Origin of the sequence: Aidingimonas lacisalsi, from assembly GCF_008079445.1 — a bacterium.
In the GTDB taxonomy this organism is placed as follows: Bacteria; Pseudomonadota; Gammaproteobacteria; order Pseudomonadales; family Halomonadaceae; genus Aidingimonas; species Aidingimonas lacisalsi.
The window spans coordinates 55,579-73,346 of the sequence record NZ_VRYH01000009.1 but is presented as its reverse complement, the minus strand read 5'-3'; the positions used below and the strand labels follow the sequence as shown (position 1 = coordinate 73,346).

At 51.5% G+C, this 17,768-nt stretch carries 14 protein-coding genes and 2 pseudogenes; 1 reads left to right on the top strand and 15 read right to left on the bottom strand.

Annotation, left to right across the window (positions count from 1 at the left end; genetic code table 11):
- Positions 1-20: 20 nt before the first annotated feature.
- The 6 genes and pseudogenes from FVV99_RS16300 to FVV99_RS16270 form a co-directional block, all read right to left on the bottom strand.
- Positions 21-1,043 (bottom strand): phosphoenolpyruvate carboxykinase (ATP), encoded by a 1,023-nt coding sequence (locus FVV99_RS16300; protein WP_148255187.1) that lies wholly within the window; start codon positions 1,041-1,043, stop codon positions 21-23.
- A gap of 58 nt (positions 1,044-1,101) precedes the next feature.
- Complete coding sequence (gene galE, locus FVV99_RS16295) at positions 1,102-2,121, bottom strand: UDP-glucose 4-epimerase GalE (RefSeq protein ID WP_148255186.1); 1,020 nt, start codon at positions 2,119-2,121, stop codon at positions 1,102-1,104.
- A gap of 257 nt (positions 2,122-2,378) precedes the next feature.
- Positions 2,379-2,456, bottom strand: a pseudogene (locus FVV99_RS18860) (hypothetical protein); the annotation flags it as partial.
- Between the two features lie 213 nt (positions 2,457-2,669).
- On the bottom strand, positions 2,670-3,281 hold the full coding sequence (locus FVV99_RS16280; protein WP_201745130.1) for a sugar transferase: 612 nt from the start codon (positions 3,279-3,281) through the stop codon (positions 2,670-2,672).
- The gene (locus tag FVV99_RS16275) at positions 3,278-4,405 is read right to left on the bottom strand and encodes a glycosyltransferase family 4 protein (RefSeq protein WP_148255185.1); all 1,128 of its coding nucleotides are present in this window, start codon (positions 4,403-4,405) and stop codon (positions 3,278-3,280) included. Before FVV99_RS16275 ends, FVV99_RS16280 begins: the two co-directional genes overlap by 4 nt.
- A gap of 21 nt (positions 4,406-4,426) precedes the next feature.
- Complete coding sequence (locus tag FVV99_RS16270; RefSeq protein WP_148255184.1) at positions 4,427-5,599, bottom strand: hypothetical protein; 1,173 nt, start codon at positions 5,597-5,599, stop codon at positions 4,427-4,429.
- A gap of 301 nt (positions 5,600-5,900) precedes the next feature.
- Between FVV99_RS16270 and FVV99_RS16265 the strand changes: the two are divergent.
- Positions 5,901-6,924: pseudogene (locus FVV99_RS16265) on the top strand (IS30 family transposase).
- Positions 6,925-7,086: 162 nt separating this feature from the next.
- Here FVV99_RS16265 and asnB read toward each other — a convergent pair.
- The 9 genes from asnB to FVV99_RS16220 form a co-directional block, all read right to left on the bottom strand.
- Positions 7,087-9,042 (bottom strand): asparagine synthase (glutamine-hydrolyzing), encoded by a 1,956-nt coding sequence (gene asnB, locus FVV99_RS16260; protein WP_148255183.1) that lies wholly within the window; start codon positions 9,040-9,042, stop codon positions 7,087-7,089.
- Positions 9,043-9,112: 70 nt separating this feature from the next.
- Positions 9,113-9,661, bottom strand: a complete 549-nt coding sequence (rfbC, locus tag FVV99_RS16255; protein ID WP_148255182.1) for a dTDP-4-dehydrorhamnose 3,5-epimerase — start codon at positions 9,659-9,661, stop codon at positions 9,113-9,115.
- 24 nt (positions 9,662-9,685) lie between these two features.
- Positions 9,686-10,558, bottom strand: a complete 873-nt coding sequence (gene rfbA, locus FVV99_RS16250) for a glucose-1-phosphate thymidylyltransferase RfbA (protein WP_148255181.1) — start codon at positions 10,556-10,558, stop codon at positions 9,686-9,688.
- Positions 10,559-10,777: 219 nt separating this feature from the next.
- Positions 10,778-11,671, bottom strand: coding sequence for a dTDP-4-dehydrorhamnose reductase (gene rfbD / locus FVV99_RS16245; protein WP_148255180.1), 894 nt, complete (start codon positions 11,669-11,671; stop codon positions 10,778-10,780).
- Positions 11,668-12,756 (bottom strand): dTDP-glucose 4,6-dehydratase, encoded by a 1,089-nt coding sequence (gene rfbB, locus FVV99_RS16240; RefSeq protein ID WP_148255179.1) that lies wholly within the window; start codon positions 12,754-12,756, stop codon positions 11,668-11,670. Before rfbB ends, rfbD begins: the two co-directional genes overlap by 4 nt.
- Positions 12,757-12,882: 126 nt before the next feature.
- Positions 12,883-13,998: a glycosyltransferase family 4 protein gene (locus tag FVV99_RS16235; protein WP_201745129.1), complete on the bottom strand. Its 1,116-nt coding sequence runs from the start codon at positions 13,996-13,998 to the stop codon at positions 12,883-12,885.
- A 75-nt stretch (positions 13,999-14,073) separates the two neighbouring features.
- The gene (locus FVV99_RS16230) at positions 14,074-15,231 is read right to left on the bottom strand and encodes a glycosyltransferase family 4 protein (protein WP_148255177.1); all 1,158 of its coding nucleotides are present in this window, start codon (positions 15,229-15,231) and stop codon (positions 14,074-14,076) included.
- A gap of 31 nt (positions 15,232-15,262) precedes the next feature.
- Positions 15,263-16,456 carry a polysialyltransferase family glycosyltransferase gene (locus tag FVV99_RS16225; RefSeq protein ID WP_148255176.1) on the bottom strand — a complete coding sequence of 398 codons (1,194 nt, stop codon included), beginning with the start codon at positions 16,454-16,456 and terminating at the stop codon, positions 15,263-15,265.
- A complete protein-coding gene (locus tag FVV99_RS16220) occupies positions 16,456-17,727 on the bottom strand; it encodes a protoporphyrinogen/coproporphyrinogen oxidase (RefSeq protein WP_148255175.1) in 1,272 nt (423 codons plus the stop codon). The genes FVV99_RS16225 and FVV99_RS16220 overlap by 1 nt, the downstream gene beginning before the upstream one ends.
- Positions 17,728-17,768 lie beyond the last annotated feature (41 nt).

The window sequence follows — 17,768 nt, the reverse complement described above, 5'->3', positions numbered from 1 at the left end:
TGGGGTCCACTGAAGGAAAATCACAACTTTCCACTGACATCGCTATTGATCCAATTTAGCAAGGGTTTTATGGAGGCCTCCATGTCCCTCAGCGACCAAGGTCGTCGGAATCGATACACCCGAATTTGTTTGGCCAAATCAGCACACTGGATCAATAATCGTTGCGGTCCATTGAAAATGTTACCCAGCTCAGGTCGATAAATTGTTCCCATGATAGCCCTGAAGGCCTCCACTCCCGTGATCTGAGTTACACTGGCTTTCTCCCCTTCTTCCGTACGCTCCAATACTACCAATGCCTGTAATGACTTCGGTTTTTCCATAAACCCTCTATATTGAACAAGGTGATATTTTTCAGCACGAGTTAGATCGCGAGCCAATCCATGGTAATCTATTTCGAGTGCGCTCAGTGCATCTTTCCACAATTTGAGACGAGGTGGGCCTGGATACAAATAGGGTCGTGTATCTTTGGGTTTTATAACTGCTACGTCATCACTGATCAGCGGCCAGCGGTAGTGATAATGCAGCCAAGCGGCTAAAGTCGACTTGCCCGCCCCTGAGGCGCCAGTGAAAGCCCATACGCCGGAAGGCGTACTCAAGGCGCTGACATGTAACGGCAACCAGTGACGCTGATGCAGAAGTGCTCCGAATGCAGTTCCTAAAAGATACGGCCGGACATCACTCTCGGCAACACATTCATGTGGCTCCATAGAAGTTTGCCTATCAATTTGAATATATCTTCCTTGTCCTATTCGGAAGCTGGCAACACCTTTTATCAATATTTGACAGCAATCTTCCGTGTACTGCAGCCATTTTCCATAGGCAGCTGACTTGTCCAATCCCTTAGGTAATGGGTGGATTAGGATTTGGACATCGGATATGGAATAATGGGACATTTCTGTTAACTCCGGGAACTCCACCTGCGAGGAAAGTCGAAGCCCATAAGTATGATAATGGAAACTCATAGGCGACGGCACTTTTCCACTACAACACTCATATCCAGTATGTATAGTCGCCGCACCTGAATAATTTTCTTTAAGATCCATGAACGGTATCCATTTCTTGTGATTTATTGAGCAACACCTCGGACACAGGATAATACCATTAAGATATCTGATATCCATATGGGTTCTTTTTTTGCCAATACCAAGCATCCCTAACCATATCATTCAGACCACGTTTTGCTTTCCACCCCAACTCCTTGGCTGCAAGTCCAGGATCAGCCCAGCAAGCAGCCACATCACCAGGACGACGTGGAGCCATTCGATATGCAATATTACAGCCCGAAATTTTTTCATAGGTATGGATTACTTCGAGGACTGAATAGCCACGCCCTGTCCCCAAATTCCAGACTCTAAGACCCGAAGACTTGTGTATAGCTTGCATGGCGCATAAATGTCCTTCCACTAAATCCATCACATGGATATAATCGCGAACACCAGTACCATCTAAAGTAGGATAGTCATTTCCAAAAATAGAAACACACTCTCTTCGGCCCATGGCAACTTGTCCGAGATAGGGGAGTAAATTATTCGGGACTCCAAGAGGATCTTCACCAATCACCCCACTTTCGTGAGCCCCTATAGGATTAAAATAACGCAATAAAGCTATAGACCATGGATGAACACTATCAGTTAAATCTTCTAGAAGCATCTCAATCATTAACTTTGATCGGCCGTAAGGATTAGTCGGACTTCCAGTTGGCAAAGTTTCATGCAATGGCATTGGATGCCCATCTCCATATACGGTTGCGGAGGAACTAAAAACCAAGTTAAAAACACCTGCTGCCGCCATGGCTTGACATAAAACAACAGTTCCCGCCACGTTGCTTTCATAATACATCAAGGGATGACAACAGCTCTCACCTACCGATTTTAGCCCAGCAAAATGTAACACATCAGATACATCATAATCGGAAAACAATTTATTCAGCACCTTACGGTCTCTGACATCACCTTGAACAAATAAAATCTTCTTTCCAGTTATTTCTCTTACTCTATTGATAGAGAGTTCCGATGAATTACATAGGTTGTCCAATACAATAATATCATGACCTGCTTCAAGAAGAGAAAACACCATGTGAGAACCGATATATCCAGAACCACCTGTGACAAGGACAAACATAGCACCACCCTTTGCTATAATTTTATTCAGAATTGAATAGCTACCAGAGGTGCGCTAAAACCCTCTAATAGGCAACCAAATTAAATTCGAATAATTTCGGAATGAAACCAGGATATACGATATCTAAGCGAGAAGGGTTAAAATACAAGCCTATCTTATATCAGCAACATCCATTACATTAATTATAATTTGGCACATCTCTTCGATTTCATCTTTCGTTAATGTTGGGTGAACGAGAAACATCAAGCTGGTTTCTCCTAGTTCCTGGGCAACAGGGAGAGGCTGTTCAGGGCCAGCTCTAACGCCGTGGTGCCACTGGAGAAGGCGACGGCATATTCGGTGCCGGCGAAACGGGAGAACTCACTCTCGAACGTACGCCCCTCCTCCCCCGTTCAGTAATTCACTCGGCTCGACGCCAGGACACGCTGCACCGACTTGATTTTCTCTTCATGTAGTCGGGCTAGGAGGCAAAGTTCACATTATTCATAGACACACTCGCTAAGCGGGAAAGCGGAAAGAACGCGACAGACACGCTAACCGACTGACATTCAGGAGCGATCCGAAGGAGGACGGTTTCCTGTGAAGGGCGCCATGGTGGCGTGGCCATGGCCTGAAATCCCCTCACGCTGAAGCACTTTCCTGACGGTCAATAGAAGAATGCGAATGTCGAGCCGGAATGAACGGTGATCGACGTACCAGGTATCCATCGCTAGTCTCTCTTCCCAGATCAGTGAATTTCTGCCATTTACTTGGGCCCAGCCGGTCATGCCCGGGCGCAATTCATGCCGGCGAAACTGCTCAGGGGAGTAAAGCGGCAAGTACGACATCAGCAGTGGACGTGGCCCGACGAGACTCATCTCCCCTTTCAGAACGTTCCATAACTCCGGCAACTCATCCAGGCTGGTCGAACGCAGGAAGCGGCCCAGTGCAGTCAACCGTCCAGCATCGGGCAGTACCGCTCCATTAGCATCCTTGGTGTCCCGCATGGTGCGAAACTTGCACATCACGAATGGCAAGCCATGCAGGCCCGGGCGCTCCTGCAGAAACAGAACGGGCGCCCCCATTCGCCAACGAATCAGCAAAGCGATGACAACCATGACAGGTGCCAGCACGATAAGACCAGTAAAGGCCGCTATCACATCGAAAATTCGCTTGATCACGACAATCCCATCTCAGTCATCAAGGCCGCGTTGACCTTATGGACGTCGTACTTGGCCACCGCGATTTCGCGTGAGCGTCGTCCCATCCGTATCACGAGTTCCGGTTCAAGAATGAAGCGTTCCATCGCCAAGGCCAGTGACAGCGAATCCTGCACCGGAGTGAGGAAACCATTCTCGCCATCGACAACCGTTTCGCGGCAACCCGGTGCATCACTGGTAATCACGGGACGCCCCATTGCCATCGCCTCCAATACGGTACGAGGAGTGCCTTCACGATAGCTGGGCAGCACATAGATATGACTGGACGCAATCACTGAACGCACATCCGTTAACCGGCCAAGAAACTGCACAACGCCATCACGAATCCAGAGATCGAGTTCGGACGGTTGTATGGCATCCGGGTTGTCATCGATCCATCCCACCAGTTGGAACACGGCGGATGGATACCTCGCCTTGATCCACCGGGCGGCCTCGGCAAACTCCCGGATCCCTTTGTCCCCGAGCAAGCGGGCAATCAGGAGAAACACGATTGGTGTCACGGCGAAGGGAGCCGGAACATATTGACGGGTATCGATACCCGATCCGTTGACGACCAGCGACGGCACATGGGGAGCCAGAATGCCACGACTGAAAAACAGGGCCCGGTCATCGTGATTCTGGAAAAAGACCTTGTGGGTACGCCTCAGCGAGAAGGCATACAGGCGTTGTACCAGCCACGCGACAATGCCACGCTTCCCTTTCACCTCCCCCGTGAAGGCATAACCCAGTCCAGTTATCAAGGCATAGCGTCTGGGCACGCGAGCCAGCCAGGAGACGAAAACCCCGTAAACAACGGGTTTGATCGTGTAGGCCAGGACCAGATCAGGACGTATTTGCTGCACTATACGGAGCATTGCCAACAGCGTCGCCAAGTCACGGATCGGATCCATGCCAGTGCGCTGAAGCGAGAGATCATGGATGAACATGCCACGTTGCTTGAGAGCCTCACCGACTGCGTCTTTATCGCGCAGGCCCGGCGCCGCCACATGAACTTCATGCCCTCTTTTATCGATTTCCGTCAACAACGCGCCTCTGAACTGAAGTAGCGAGTCGGTAAAACTAGCTATGACCAGTACTTTGACCATTGTCATCATCCGAAATGGCGTCTACGTCGAGTGACCGCCATGAGCTTTAGGTGTCACCCGCGTCACGGCACGTTGTTCACCAAGCACCGAAATCAGGAGATAAATCAGCACAGGGACGAACATCCATTTCTGGCGAGCTGATATGCCCATGTTCGCCGTCGTCATGGCGAGGATAAGCCAGGACAGGAGTGCATAAACCCAGAGGAAGGTGCGATTTTCTCCAAGCGAGCTCTTTTTGCCCTTGGCAATGGCATATCCCCCGACGAAGAAAAGGTACAGCAGAATCAAGTTGTCCATTGACGAAGCCAGCTGAAAGATACTGTTGGCCTCGAATGGCAAGGGGCGAAACATATAGGTGATCAATTGCATGGGGAGACTCATCTGACTAATGTCGACGCCACCTCCCCCCGTCTGGTTATAAGCTTGACGACCTTCCACATAAGTGAGCAACGTATCGACATCGGAACCATTGCCGACCCCCGCATACTCTAGCGAGAAGGGAACGATTACGACTGCCGCTCCCAGAGCCACACACCCGAAAACGATCCTTTGCAGAATGGAGACATTGGCGTGGAGCACAAACGAGGCGGACAGGCCTATGACGATGAGGCCCGCCATATGCGGCCTAACCAACAACATCATCAAGATAGCCGCTACCATCAAGGGCAGGCGGTTCTTCAGATGCATCGACGACCATAGGGCCAGCGCCGTGGCGGTAAACGAAATGGCATCCTTGCCGATGCTGGAAGACCAGAAGCTCACCGAGGGCAGGAAGATGATCAACAACACCAGCCGCTGGATATACAGTTCCTTGTGAGCAGTCACCGCCTTGAGGCCGGCATAAAACGCAAGCAGGCCAATATAGCCGATGATATTATAAACGAGAAATACGCCAATAAGGGAGAGCCCCAAACCTTGAGAGAAGAATGCAGTCAGGTAGACGACTCCGGCAGTGCCGACATGAAATACGAGATCGTGACTCAAGGACATGCGGTAATACATGATTGAATCGCCGCCATCGTTTACGACATACCATGCATACACAAGGCAGAATATAGAATGCCAAAGATACAGCAAAACCGACCGGTTCGCTGGAACGCTAAATGGCTTTCCCAGAAGGCATGACATGACCAAACCCACGATAAATACGGAGGAGGCTGTCAATACATCGAACCCATTGCTGACATATTCCATTTTAACCCGCCATAACCCAGTCAACAAATAACTATTTTAAATTTATTGTCTAAAAACCTTCTTTAACCCCCCCCCCATCCTTTCACCGCTCCACGACTCACTCTTTTTTCATTATTATAAACAATGCCACGAGATATAGGTCGTATCATTGAAAAATGATTACTATGTCTTCTCGGCACCTTGAAAGACCGGCCATACACACGACTGATTGGCTATCCACATTAGACATAATGTCTTTGAATACCTCTTGGCCGCAGAGTCTGAGTGCAACACCTGAAAAATCCGCTAAGGTGTTGTCCCCATGTCCTATACCGAACTCAGCATTGAGGAGCGCGCCACGATCCAAGTCAGCCGAGCTCAAGGCATGAGCATTCGACAGGTTGCCAGAATCCTGGAACGCTCTCCATCGACGGTCTGTCGTGAACTTCAGCGCACTGACGTGACCGGTAGCCCATACTGTGCTCGCCTCGCTCAGCAGCAGCGCCAGACACGACGCGCGCTATGTCGCCCCAGACGCAAGCTGCTACCCGGCAGTGAGCGTTTCGAGTTGGTGGTCCACCTGCTGCGTCAGCGGTTGTCTCCTGAGCAGAGTGCCGGCAAGCTCAAGTCCATGGATATGCCCAGCCTCCGAGAAGCTTACGTCTATCGCGAGACGATCTATAACGCGATTTATGCGCTGCCCGTGGGTCAGGGTCAGTTGCGCAAGGAATTGATTCATTGCCTGAGGCAGGGGACATCAACACGTAAGCCCCGTCGCGGCGAAGTGGATCGACGTGGCCAGATTCCCGACATGGTCAGCGTTCACCTACGGCCGCCGGAGGTCGAAAAGCGTGAAATGCCCGGCCATTAGGAAGGCGGCCTGATCAAAGGCAAGAACAACGCTTCAGCCGTCGGCACCCTGGTGGAACTTCAGCAGTGGCTACCTGATCCTGGCCAAAATGAACGATGCGACCGCCACCTCGGCGGTTGAAGGTTTCAGCGCCGCACTGAATCGAATGCCGACCACCGCTCGGAAAACGCTGACCTATGATCAGGGGCGTGAAATGGCCCAGCACGCGCCAATCACTCAAAATTCGGGCGTTGCCATCGACTTCTGCGATCCTCATAGCCCATGGCAGCGCGGCAGCAATGAGAACATCAACGGCCTGATTCGTCAGTACTTGCCAAAGGGCACCGACCTATCTGGTCACGGCCAGGAAGAGCTGGACGCCATTGCATTCGAGCTCAACATGCGGCCTCGCAAACGCTTCGACTTCAAATGCCCCATCGAGATGATGAGTGAGTTGATGGCTAAGTACCACGAAGGCCCGTCAACAACTCAATGAAAGTGTTGCACTCAGAGCCTGCTTCCGCCCCTATTCTCATCCTGATCACCATCCCCGTCCCCAACAGGAAGATCGCCACGATGCTCACGAGGTGCCAGGCTGTAGGGTACATTTCCATGACGACAAGATACTTTTCAAAGTCCCAACTAGAGGGTATCGGCCTTATTTCTGCAGCCACGCCTTGAACATCAGTATGTCCCACAGGTGGTACTGCCAGTCACGTCGTCCGCTGAGGTGATCTGCCCACATCCGACGCACCGGTTCGGCGCGGAAGTAGCCGTCCTGGCGAAGGTGATGCTCGGAGAGCAGGCTCTCCGCCCAGTCGCGCAAGGGACCACGCAACCAGTGGCCTAGCGGGATGCCAAAGCCCATTTTAGGGCGCTCGATCAGTTCTCGCGGCACGTGGCGATACAGCACCTGACGCAGCAGCCACTTGCCTTGGCCGTGGCGGATCTTCAAGTCCAGCGGCATCCGCCAGGCCAGCTCGACTACCCGATGATCGAGGAACGGCACCCGGGTTTCCAGACTGGATGCCATGGCCGCACGGTCGACCTTGACCAGAATGTCGTCGGTCATATAGGTCTGGGCGTCCATGGCCATCATCCAGTGTTCAAAGGCATCGGTTCTCGGCCATGCTGCAGAGTTGCTCAGCAGGGTCTGCGGCTCATGGGCGCCGATGACAATCTCGGACGGCTCTTTCCAGTGACTGGTCAGGCTTCGAAAGAAGGCCTGGCCGTCGGCATGTGCCAGCACCTCGGCGAGCTTCTGGGCCTTTTCTCCCGGCGTATCGATCTCCCAGCGTCTGGGTAACAGGGGTTTGGCCAGCGCGAACAACCGATCCCAGGCGGCAGGTGGCAAGGCACGCAGCATGGCGGCGGTGGAGTGACGCGCCGGCCCCGGCAGGCGTTGCATCCGTGACCAGACCCGGCAGGCGCCGAGATAACGGTTGTATCCGCCAAAGAGTTCGTCGCCGCCATCGCCGCTCAGCGCCACCGTCACGTGTTGACGCGCCATCCGGCTGACCAGGAAGGTGGGAATCTGGGAACTGTCGCTGAAGGGCTCGCAATACATCGTCGGCAGCGATGGAATGACTGCGCGGGCGTCCTCAGGCTGCACATAGAGTTCGGTATGCTGCGTGCCGAGGTGGCGAGCCACCGCCTTGGCATGCACGGCCTCGTCCTGCCCTTTCTCGTCGAGCCCGATGGAAAAGGTGCGGATAGGATGGCCGCACTGGGCCTGCATCAAGGCCGCGACGGTGCTGCTGTCCACGCCGCCGCTGAGAAAGGCGCCGAGCGGGACGTCGGCCAGCATCTGCTGGGAAATGCTGCTGGCCAGCCGCTCCTCCAGTAGCGTCACTGCCTCCTCGTCGCTGCCCGAGAAGGGCTCGGCCAGGCCGCGTTCCACGACCTCGTTGAAATTCCAGTACACCTGTGGCCGTGCCGCCCTGGCAGCCGCCCTATCCTGCAACGGCAGAGTCAGGTAGTGGCCGGGCAGCAACTTGAAGATGCCTTGGTAGATGCTGTGCGGGGCGGGGACGCAGTTGTGCCGCAGCAGCAGGGTCAGGGCATTGCGGTCGATCCGGCGCTGAAATGCAGGATGGGCCTCGAGCGCCTTGAGCTCGGATCCGAACAGCAGCACATCGTCCATCCAGCCGTAATACAGCGGCTTTTCGCCCAGCCGATCACGCGCCAGAGTCAGTCGCCTCTCCCGGCGATCCCATAGCGCGAAGGCGAACATGCCGACCGTGGCCTGCAGACAACGTTCGATACCCCAGGCCGCAAAGCTGGCCAGCAGGGTTTCGGTATCGGACTGTCCCCGCCATGAGGGCGCCTTGCCCTCGCGTTTCAGGCGACGGCGCAACGCCTCGTGGTTATAGATCTCGCCATTAAAGACGATGACATAGCGGCTGCAAGCTGACTCCATCGGCTGATGACCGGCGGACGAGAGATCGAGAATCGATAAGCGCCGGTGTCCCAGTGCCAGGCCAGCCCCCTCATCCAGCCAGATCCCCTCGCTATCGGGTCCACGGTGGGTGATGAGATCGCGCATTCGGGTAATAACGCGGACCATGGACGAGCCATCCAGCCGGCTTTGATAAAAACCAGTGAAACCGCACATGAACGAATCCTTGCTTCAGTTGGAAATGCATCGAAGAGCGCTATCCCGCCAGCCCCCCATCAAGCCCCGGCTAGGGATAGACGTCGGCCGTCACCAGCGATACCCCTCGACGATCCTTTTCGGAGAGGACCACCTCTTCCGGAGCCGGCCGCGGCCACTGAACGGCCACGGCGGGATCGTCCCATCGCAGGATCCGCTCATGTTCGGGGGAATAATATGCCGTGCACTTGTACTGGAACTCCGCTACCTCGGTCGTGACGTAGAAGCCATGCGCGAAGCCAGGCGGGATCCAGAGCATTCTCTTATTCTCTGCCGAGAGATAAAAACCCACCCACTTTCGAAACGTCGTGGATGAAAGACGAAGGTCCACTGCTACATCGAAGACTTCGCCTTGAGTTACCCGGACCAGCTTGCCCTGGGGCTGTCGTATTTGATAATGCAAGCCACGCAAGGTGTGCTTGACTGAACGACTGTGGTTGTCCTGAACGAACGGATGATCGATGCCAGCTTCGGCAAACACCCTGGCATTCCAGGACTCCATGAAGAACCCACGGTCGTCCTCGAACACTCTTGGTTCGATGAGTTTGACATCCGGAATCGAAGAGGGAGTGATGTACATATGATTCCTTTCATGGCCGCTTGACTATTCCTCGACCAGACTCTTGAGATACAGTCCGTAGCTGTTCTTGCAGAGATCACTGGCAAGCAGCAATAGCGTGTCCCTGTCGATATACCCCATACGATAGGCCACCTCTTCGGGACAGGCGACCTTAAGTCCTTGCCGTTTTTCCAGGGTTTCGATGAAGGCGGAGGCTTCCAGAAGCGAGTCATAGGTACCGGTATCCAGCCAGGCAAACCCTCGTCCCAGCAGTTCCACATTCAAGTCGCCACGCTCAAGATACACTTGGTTGACAGAGGTGATTTCCAGTTCCCCACGATGTGAAGGCTTGATCGACTTGGCAATTTCTATCACATCATTGTCATAGAAATAGAGTCCTGTCACGGCATAGTTTGATTTCGGCTGGGCCGGTTTTTCCACAATTGAGATTGCACGCTTCCGATCGTCGAACTCCACGACACCGAAGCGTTCGGGGTCGGTGACCCGGTAGCCGAATACCGTGGCCCCGTTGGTGCGCCAACAGGCGGACTGCAGCAACCGGCTGAAACCCTGTCCATAGTAGACATTGTCTCCGAGTACTAGGCAGACATTGCTATCGCCGATGAATTCTTCACCGATGATGAAGGCCTGGGCAAGGCCATCGGGGCTAGGCTGAACGGCATAGCTCAGTTTGATGCCGAACTGGTGGCCATCCCCAAGTAACCGCTTGAAGCCGTACTGGTCTTCCGGGGTGGTGATGACCAGGATATCGCGGATGCCGGCCAGCATCAGTACCGACAACGGATAATAGATCATCGGCTTGTCGTAGACCGGCAAGAGTTGCTTGGAAATCCCGTGGGTGATGGGGTAAAGCCGTGAACCGGAGCCGCCAGCTAGAATGATACCTTTAAATGTCATGATCGACTCCTGTATTACAGTATTGTTCGTCTTGTGATCGTCACCGTGAGCCACGGGCATCATCGAGCACCAGCGCCCTGACAACCACCATCCATCATTACCCGTCGCTATATCGAAGCTCGTCTCGGCCATTACCAGCCCTGGTGCCTCTCGATGAGACGTAGCCTCTTGCAATGTATGGCCTGATTCCGTAGGCGGTGACCTTATCGGCTAGTGTGCCTAGCCGTGTTCCAGACACTCGTCGAGCGTACGGCCCACTCCCCGCTGCCATGACGGCAGGTTCAGGTCGAACGTCGACATCAGGCGGCTGATATCCAGTCGGGAGTTCGCCGGCCGCCTGGCCGCCGTGGGGAAGTGCGCGGTGGGCACCGCCTCGGGCATAACCTTGACCGTCAGGCCACGTTCGGAGAGATGCTGGGCGATGTAACGACTGTACCCGTGCCAGCTCGTCTCGCCGGTTGCCGCCAGGTGATAGGTCCCTGCCTTGCCGGGCTCATCCAAGACTTGGCGTAACGCCTGGGCCGTGATATCCGCAACCAATTCGGCGGAGGTCGGGGCCCCGATCTGGTCGCTGACCACTGCGAGAGCATCCCGCTCCTGCAAGAGCCTGAGCATGGTCAGGACGAAGTTACGGCCACGTGGCGCGTGGATCCAACTGATGCGAAAGATCAGGTGTCGACCACCGGCCGTCGAGATGGCCTCCTCCCCAGCCAACTTGCCGGCACCGTAATGGTTGATGGGGGCCGGAATGTCGCTTTCTCGCCATGGGGTATCACCTTCACCGGAAAACACATAATCGGTGGAGTAATGGACGAGCAGCGCCCCCACCTGACGGCTGACCTCTGCCAGTATACCGGGCGTCTCGGCATTGACACGCCATGACAACGCGCGCTCTTCCTCAGCACGGTCCACGGCGGTGTAAGCAGCGGCATTGACGATCACCGCGGGCTTGAGCTCACGAACAAGTTTCACCAGGCTGTCCGGCTGAGCGAGGTCGATGTCGGAGCCATGTCGAACGTGCTTGCCCACAGCCATGACGTCCCCCAAGGGGGAGAGGGAGCGCTGCAACTCCCAACCCACCTGGCCATGGCTGCCCAGCAGCAAGATGTTCATACCATCACCTGTTTGACAGTCCCTAATCTCTCTCTCTGATAGCCACCTGCCAAAGCTCGATGGCACCAGTGGTGGTGAGCCAAGTACCAGGAAACCGTCTTGCGCATGCCCGATTCGAAGGTTTCAGAGGGGGACCACCCCAGCTCGACCTTGATCTTGCCAGCATCGATGGCATAACGAAGATCATGACCGGGGCGATCCGACACGAAGTGAATCAGATCCCGGTAATGCCGGGTCGTCCTGGCAACCGGAGTCACCTGGGGTGGGGACAGCTCTTGAAGCAGGTCACAAAGGGTTTCCACCACCTCGATATTCGACTTCTTGTTGTGCCCGCCGATGTTATAGGTCTGCCCCGGCTCACCCCGGGTCAATACCAGGTGTAGTGCCCGGACATGATCGTCCACGTAGAGCCAGTCCCGTATCTGTTCGCCAGTGCCGTAAACAGGGAGCAGTTTTCCCTCCAAGGCATTGAGAATCATCAAGGGGATGAGCTTTTCCGGAAACTGGTAGGGGCCGTAATTGTTCGAGCAGTTGGTGATCAAGACAGGCAAGCCGTAGGTTCGCTGCCAGGCGCGCACCAAGTGATCGGAGCAGGCCTTGCTAGCCGAATACGGCGAGCTGGGGGTATAAGGGGTGGATTCCGTAAAGAGCCCGTCGGACCCACCGAGGTCCCCATAGACCTCATCGGTAGAGACATGGTGGAAGCGAAAGGCCCTGCGGCGTACCGCATCCAGACCCTGCCAGTAATCGCGCGCCACTTCCAGCAAAGTGTAGGTACCGATGATATTGGTGCCGATGAAATCCGCGGGACCGTCGATGGAGCGATCCACGTGACTTTCCGCCGCCAGGTGCATAACAGCATCGGGCCGGTGCAGTGAGAAAGAGCGCTCCAGAGAGCGACGGTCGCAGATATCTACTCGCTCGAAGACATAACGGCTGTTGGCAGACACGTCCGCCAAAGATTCGAGATTGCCGGAATAGGTCAGCTTGTCCACGTTGACCACGCTGTCCGGCGTATTGGCGATGATATGACGAATTACCGCGGAACCAATAAATCCTGCGCCGCCGGTGACAAAAATCTTCATAGCCCCCCCTACCAAAGCATTATTATTCTGCTTACATCCCAAAATGATCAGGAAAGCAATGAGAAGACAGATGAATCCGTGCACCTCAAAGCCATCGTGGCGATGCGCGTTTCACTCGACAAACGACTACTGGAGCAGGTGACTAACAGAGGTGCGCGCCCCCCTGTCTTTGATGGCTTTCGCAAACACTTTGCCCAATATCGGCGCTTGAACGTGCAATGAATATGTTGATTCCACGGCCCTGCGTCCTGCATGCCCAATTCTCTGACGGAGCCGCGGAGACTCGAGGAGTTGCGTCAAGGCCCTTTCCCACTCCTCGGGAGAGTCAGCGAGTAGCCCCGCACGACTGCCTTTGACGATATCGATATTCGCACCAACAGGAGAGGCAACCACGGGGACGGCACAAGCCATGTATTGAATCAGTTTGTAGCCACACTTTCCCTTTTCCCATAGACCATCTGGTATCGGCATGATCCCGATATCCATTTGCCGGATTAGTTCTGCTTCACTCGCTTCATGCCAGTCCAAGACCTCGACGTCGATGCCCAGAAGCTCTTCCGCCACCGCCGGTGATGCACCCACCAGCATGAGACGGGCTCGGGTTTCCCTACAGACCCTGCGCAGTACCTCGCCCATTGCCACAACATACTTCTGTGTGGAAGGGGAGCCGATCCAGCCGATAACGGGCCGCTCTGGTGCAGTAGACTTCCTGGCTACGTAGCGCCCATGATCGACGACTGTGGGAATGACTGCGATTTGTGACGCCCGGGCTCTTCGGGCACGCGCCGCCAGGTAACGATTACCCACAATCACGCAACCGGCATGGCGCATAACATCATCGATCTTCCCGCCAAGACAGCGTTTGACGAGGGCATTACTGGAAAGATCGTAATTGTGGAAGACAGCATCATCGTAATCCACAACATATGCCTTGCCGAACAAATTTAACAATCGCTCAACGATGGGGAAAAAGTAAGGAAATACCTCATACTCGATCCAGATCAAATCATACTTAAAAACACCAAATAGAGTAACCAGCCTATTCCAAGAATATTTAAAGCATGAGAAATTGGATATTGCTTCACCTTGATAGATGTGCTTCAAATACTTGTCATCAAATAGACTTTGAACCGTAACGTCAAAGCCATACTTATCTAAATAAGGAAGATATTGAAGTGACCGGAGTCGGCTGCTGGCCCCCTGGCGTGAGTATTTTGAAAGAAGCAATACTTTTTTTCTCACTATACATGCTCACTTGTATATATTAAATTATTTCAAGGACCAAAATATTAAAACTCGGCCCTCTGCCTATTTAGCTCAGCATATTTCAAGAGCTGCTTTTACTTCTCTAGCTGACTGATCCCAAGTAAATTTTTTTGCTTCTGCCAGACCAGCACTAGCAAGCTTTTCCCTCTTGTCACAATCATAAATTAATCTTATAATTGCGTTAGCTAACGACTCAGGCTTCCTTGGTTCAACGACTAAAGCTGTTTCATTATGGCGCGCATAATCTTCGGTTCCAATTCTAGTAGTAATTACCGCAGCACCACAAGCCATGGCTTCGACCGGCTGAAGAGGAAAACTTTCAAACCAAGAAGGCACAAAGACAATGTCAGCATTAGAATACAGCATTGCCAATTTTTCATGCGATAAAAAACCATGATTTCTTACAGAAACTTCACTGCTTGAGACATTGGTAGAACCGAACACCTCCCATTCAACTTTTAAATCATTTCCCATCCTTAAAAACACAGACTTCATGGCTAGTTGACTTTCAGCCCACCCCTTAAGTGGGCGAGAATCTGCATAGGAAACAATCTTTATTTTTTTATCTCCACTCATTTTATTGTCGTTTATTTTTTGACTTTGGCGTGGATAAAAAACCTGATGATTCAAGCCGGGTCTAACTAGACCAATCTTGTCACCAGTGAGTGCAAAGACCTTATCTTGCAGCCAGGTGCAATTGGCGAATTTTTTTAAAGGCAGCCTGTAGGATAGTTCAGATATTGATTGAAACACTGGATCATCACTGAACCAAGGTTCAAAGCCTTGCATGTGATAAAAGACGTTGCTTTTTCTCGAGACCAAAGCAGCAGCGTGTGCCGTAAAGCTGTGAGTCGCAACCGTAATGTCCGACGGAGTCCATTGCTCGACAAGACGTCTTGTCACACTTGACGAAGAACTTATAAGATTTTCACTACCACTATACCAATTCATGGCCAACCGCTCAATGCCTGGGGCATGATTTCGTAGGACATACTGGACCTTTTTCGCGTACTTCCATATTCCGTTGTAAGCTGGACAATAGGAATGTTTAAATAATTCTTCTAATGTACCGGCAGCCCAATTTTTTATTCCGAACGGTGTGATCAATTGAACATTGATTCCCTCTTTTGCTAATGCTTCCATATGATGGAATATAACCAGGTTTCCCCCTGTCATGCCTGGGCTGACCATGAAATATGTAACTTTCATCTTGACCCTCCTACCCTTAAAACCTTTAACATCACGATAGTATAAGAGCCTCTCTCACCATCGATCTCCAGCTATCATCATTTGCTTCTACAAGTGAATTACAATCACAATTCGCTGATTCCTGGCTTATTCTTTCTATTGCTTCGTAGAGCTCCCGCTCATCCTTAACGATTGTAATGGCATGGTAGCTAGACAACTTGCCTTTCATGAATTGTGTGACTTCCTGTGGTAGGCTTGAAAATGCAAGCAATATCCCAAGCTTACAATTTCGAAGACAATAGTTGAATACAGCAGAACTAAATATCGATATTACAATAGATGGATGCAAGAGTTCAAAAACGACTTCAGCAGGCACACGGTTCAATTCATCGCTGCAAACCTTGATGTTTCCCAAACCATAATACTTGTTTATTGATTCGAATGGATGAGGCTTTATCAAGATTCTGCTGGAAAATTTGCTATCGCCGAGGCTCTGGAGCATTTTCCTCTCCTGATTACTATCCATCCTGCCTAATTCGGCCCAAGGTTGCCCGAGAAGAACGATATCGCGATCATACTCGATGTATTCTTCAAGATTGATATTGAGCATGTCAATGAACTCTGTCATGACGCTTCGAGGGTATGGTCCTGCTGGGTAGGGAAAAACCTTTCTATCTCTCACATAATCTTGATGCACAACTTCCGGATTAGACACTAATAAAGAATCAATGTATGGCGACCAACCTATACTATAGCCATTAGGGTTGTCAGCATTGATAAGCTGTGCAAATATCCGCTTCCATAGTATGGTCTGGGTTCTCTTGAAAGATAGGTATACGGCTGCCCCATCTTCTGCCATGACGACATGTGAGCTAGAGACTATTTTTCCTAGACGTGCAAAGCCAGCAGTCAGCTCATGGTTATCGGAAAAAATTACGATTGCTGAAGGCCTTGTATTCATTAGGTATCTTTTTATTCTTTTAATAGCCGCCATAATCTTGTAGCGCCTTTTTATCTTATCGGTAAGCTTGTACTTCCCTACCGCTAGTTTATTCACCTCCAGGTATTCGACTCTTTCCCATAATTCGGAATTACGGCATCCGTCCACATAGTCCTTTAAAGATGGATCAATCAACCATAAGTCACACTTCATACCAGAAGCCTGACGAATCAAGATAGCCGACAAGTACTGGAAAGGCGTTTGCGCAACAATGGCAACATGCAGCGACAGTGATCGGGCGGTCATTAATAGATCCTATCAACAGCATTGAAAGTCTCAGCTAGAGCTTGAGCTTCCACAATATTGTCTTCAATACTACAATATGTCCAACCACCATATCGCCCTATGCTATGGACACCATGGTTGGACAGTATCTCTTTTACTCTGGAAACTTCAGTTATTGATCTCTCAGTAATGTGTACATAAGCAGGATCCATGACAGTGTAATGCCATGACAAAACCTTATGATTTACCACTAGGCCGACTTTTCTAAGATCTCCAATGACTCTATCACGTATTTTTTCGACATCACCCTCTCCTAGAGAGCTATTGTGATTCATACCAATCTCAACATACAGGCTCATTCTATTTTCTGCCAAGATATTGTCGTAAAAACCGACACGATAAAAGCTAATTTCTTCCTGGGGAAAATAGATCCAGTGAATATCTGTTGGCCCCTTTGAGTCGAAGCCTATGTTAAAGACCAAAACCTTGTTCCAGCTGTACAGGCTACTGTTAGTCTCAACCTTGCAGCAACCCAGCAATGCAGGAAGCGGAGCCGAACTGATCAAAGACTCGTAGCGTATTTCACGACGATTAGTTAATGCAATATGATTTTTTAGATCTACCGAAATGACCCTTTCGTTCAAGAGAATGCGTTCGTGCGCGACCCCCGTAGCCAACGCATTCACATACTGGATGGCTCCACCACTGGGATATGTGAAATAATCATTATAACTACCATTGTCAGAATATTTGAAGTTATTGACAATCTGCTCCATGTCTGCATGCGGGAAAAATCTTCCCATTGCATTCATATCAAGATTTCTTAGGTCTGTAGCGTAAAGTTTCTGATTATATGGTATCAAAAACCTTTCTGATATGCCCTTTCCAAATTTGGAATACAGCATCTCCTGAAAATTTTCAGGAGTTTTCTTCTGTCTAAAAAACAATCCGTGGATACAATCTACGAAATCATCTTTCGGCAACTGATGTATATTTTTTTGGAATGGGAAATCTATCCACCCTCCATTCCAATAGATTTTGCTATTTTTCTTCACCTTATAAACTTTCTGCCCCCCCATTCTCGAGACGAGATCCTTTTCAATAGCAGCATGCTTGAAGTGGAAAAAATGTCCCGAGTAATCCCAGGTAAACCCATCTCTTTGAATTGTTTTACAATACCCGCCAATTTTATTGGCAGCTTCGCATATTAAATAATCATTGCTAGCGATGTGATCGGCGAAAGCCAGTCCAGTCACACCGGCACCGACCACCAGAAATTCGGTATCGTACATGGCGGCTCTCTCCTTTCATTGAGCATTGGAGTAATGTATGC

Coding starts and splice junctions, on each gene's coding strand:
- FVV99_RS16270 (WP_148255184.1), bottom strand. CDS start 5,599: ATGGAATATGTCAGCAATGGGTTCGATGTATTGACAGCCTCCTCCGTA.
- rfbC (WP_148255182.1), bottom strand. CDS start 9,661: ATGTACATCACTCCCTCTTCGATTCCGGATGTCAAACTCATCGAACCA.
- FVV99_RS16275 (WP_148255185.1), bottom strand. CDS start 4,405: ATGGTCAAAGTACTGGTCATAGCTAGTTTTACCGACTCGCTACTTCAG.
- FVV99_RS16230 (WP_148255177.1), bottom strand. CDS start 15,231: ATGAAAGTTACATATTTCATGGTCAGCCCAGGCATGACAGGGGGAAAC.
- FVV99_RS16220 (WP_148255175.1), bottom strand. CDS start 17,727: ATGTACGATACCGAATTTCTGGTGGTCGGTGCCGGTGTGACTGGACTG.
- FVV99_RS16225 (WP_148255176.1), bottom strand. CDS start 16,456: ATGACCGCCCGATCACTGTCGCTGCATGTTGCCATTGTTGCGCAAACG.
- rfbB (WP_148255179.1), bottom strand. CDS start 12,756: ATGAAGATTTTTGTCACCGGCGGCGCAGGATTTATTGGTTCCGCGGTA.
- rfbD (WP_148255180.1), bottom strand. CDS start 11,671: ATGAACATCTTGCTGCTGGGCAGCCATGGCCAGGTGGGTTGGGAGTTG.
- asnB (WP_148255183.1), bottom strand. CDS start 9,042: ATGTGCGGTTTCACTGGTTTTTATCAAAGCCGGCTGGATGGCTCGTCC.
- FVV99_RS16300 (WP_148255187.1), bottom strand. CDS start 1,043: ATGGATCTTAAAGAAAATTATTCAGGTGCGGCGACTATACATACTGGA.
- galE (WP_148255186.1), bottom strand. CDS start 2,121: ATGTTTGTCCTTGTCACAGGTGGTTCTGGATATATCGGTTCTCACATG.
- rfbA (WP_148255181.1), bottom strand. CDS start 10,558: ATGACATTTAAAGGTATCATTCTAGCTGGCGGCTCCGGTTCACGGCTT.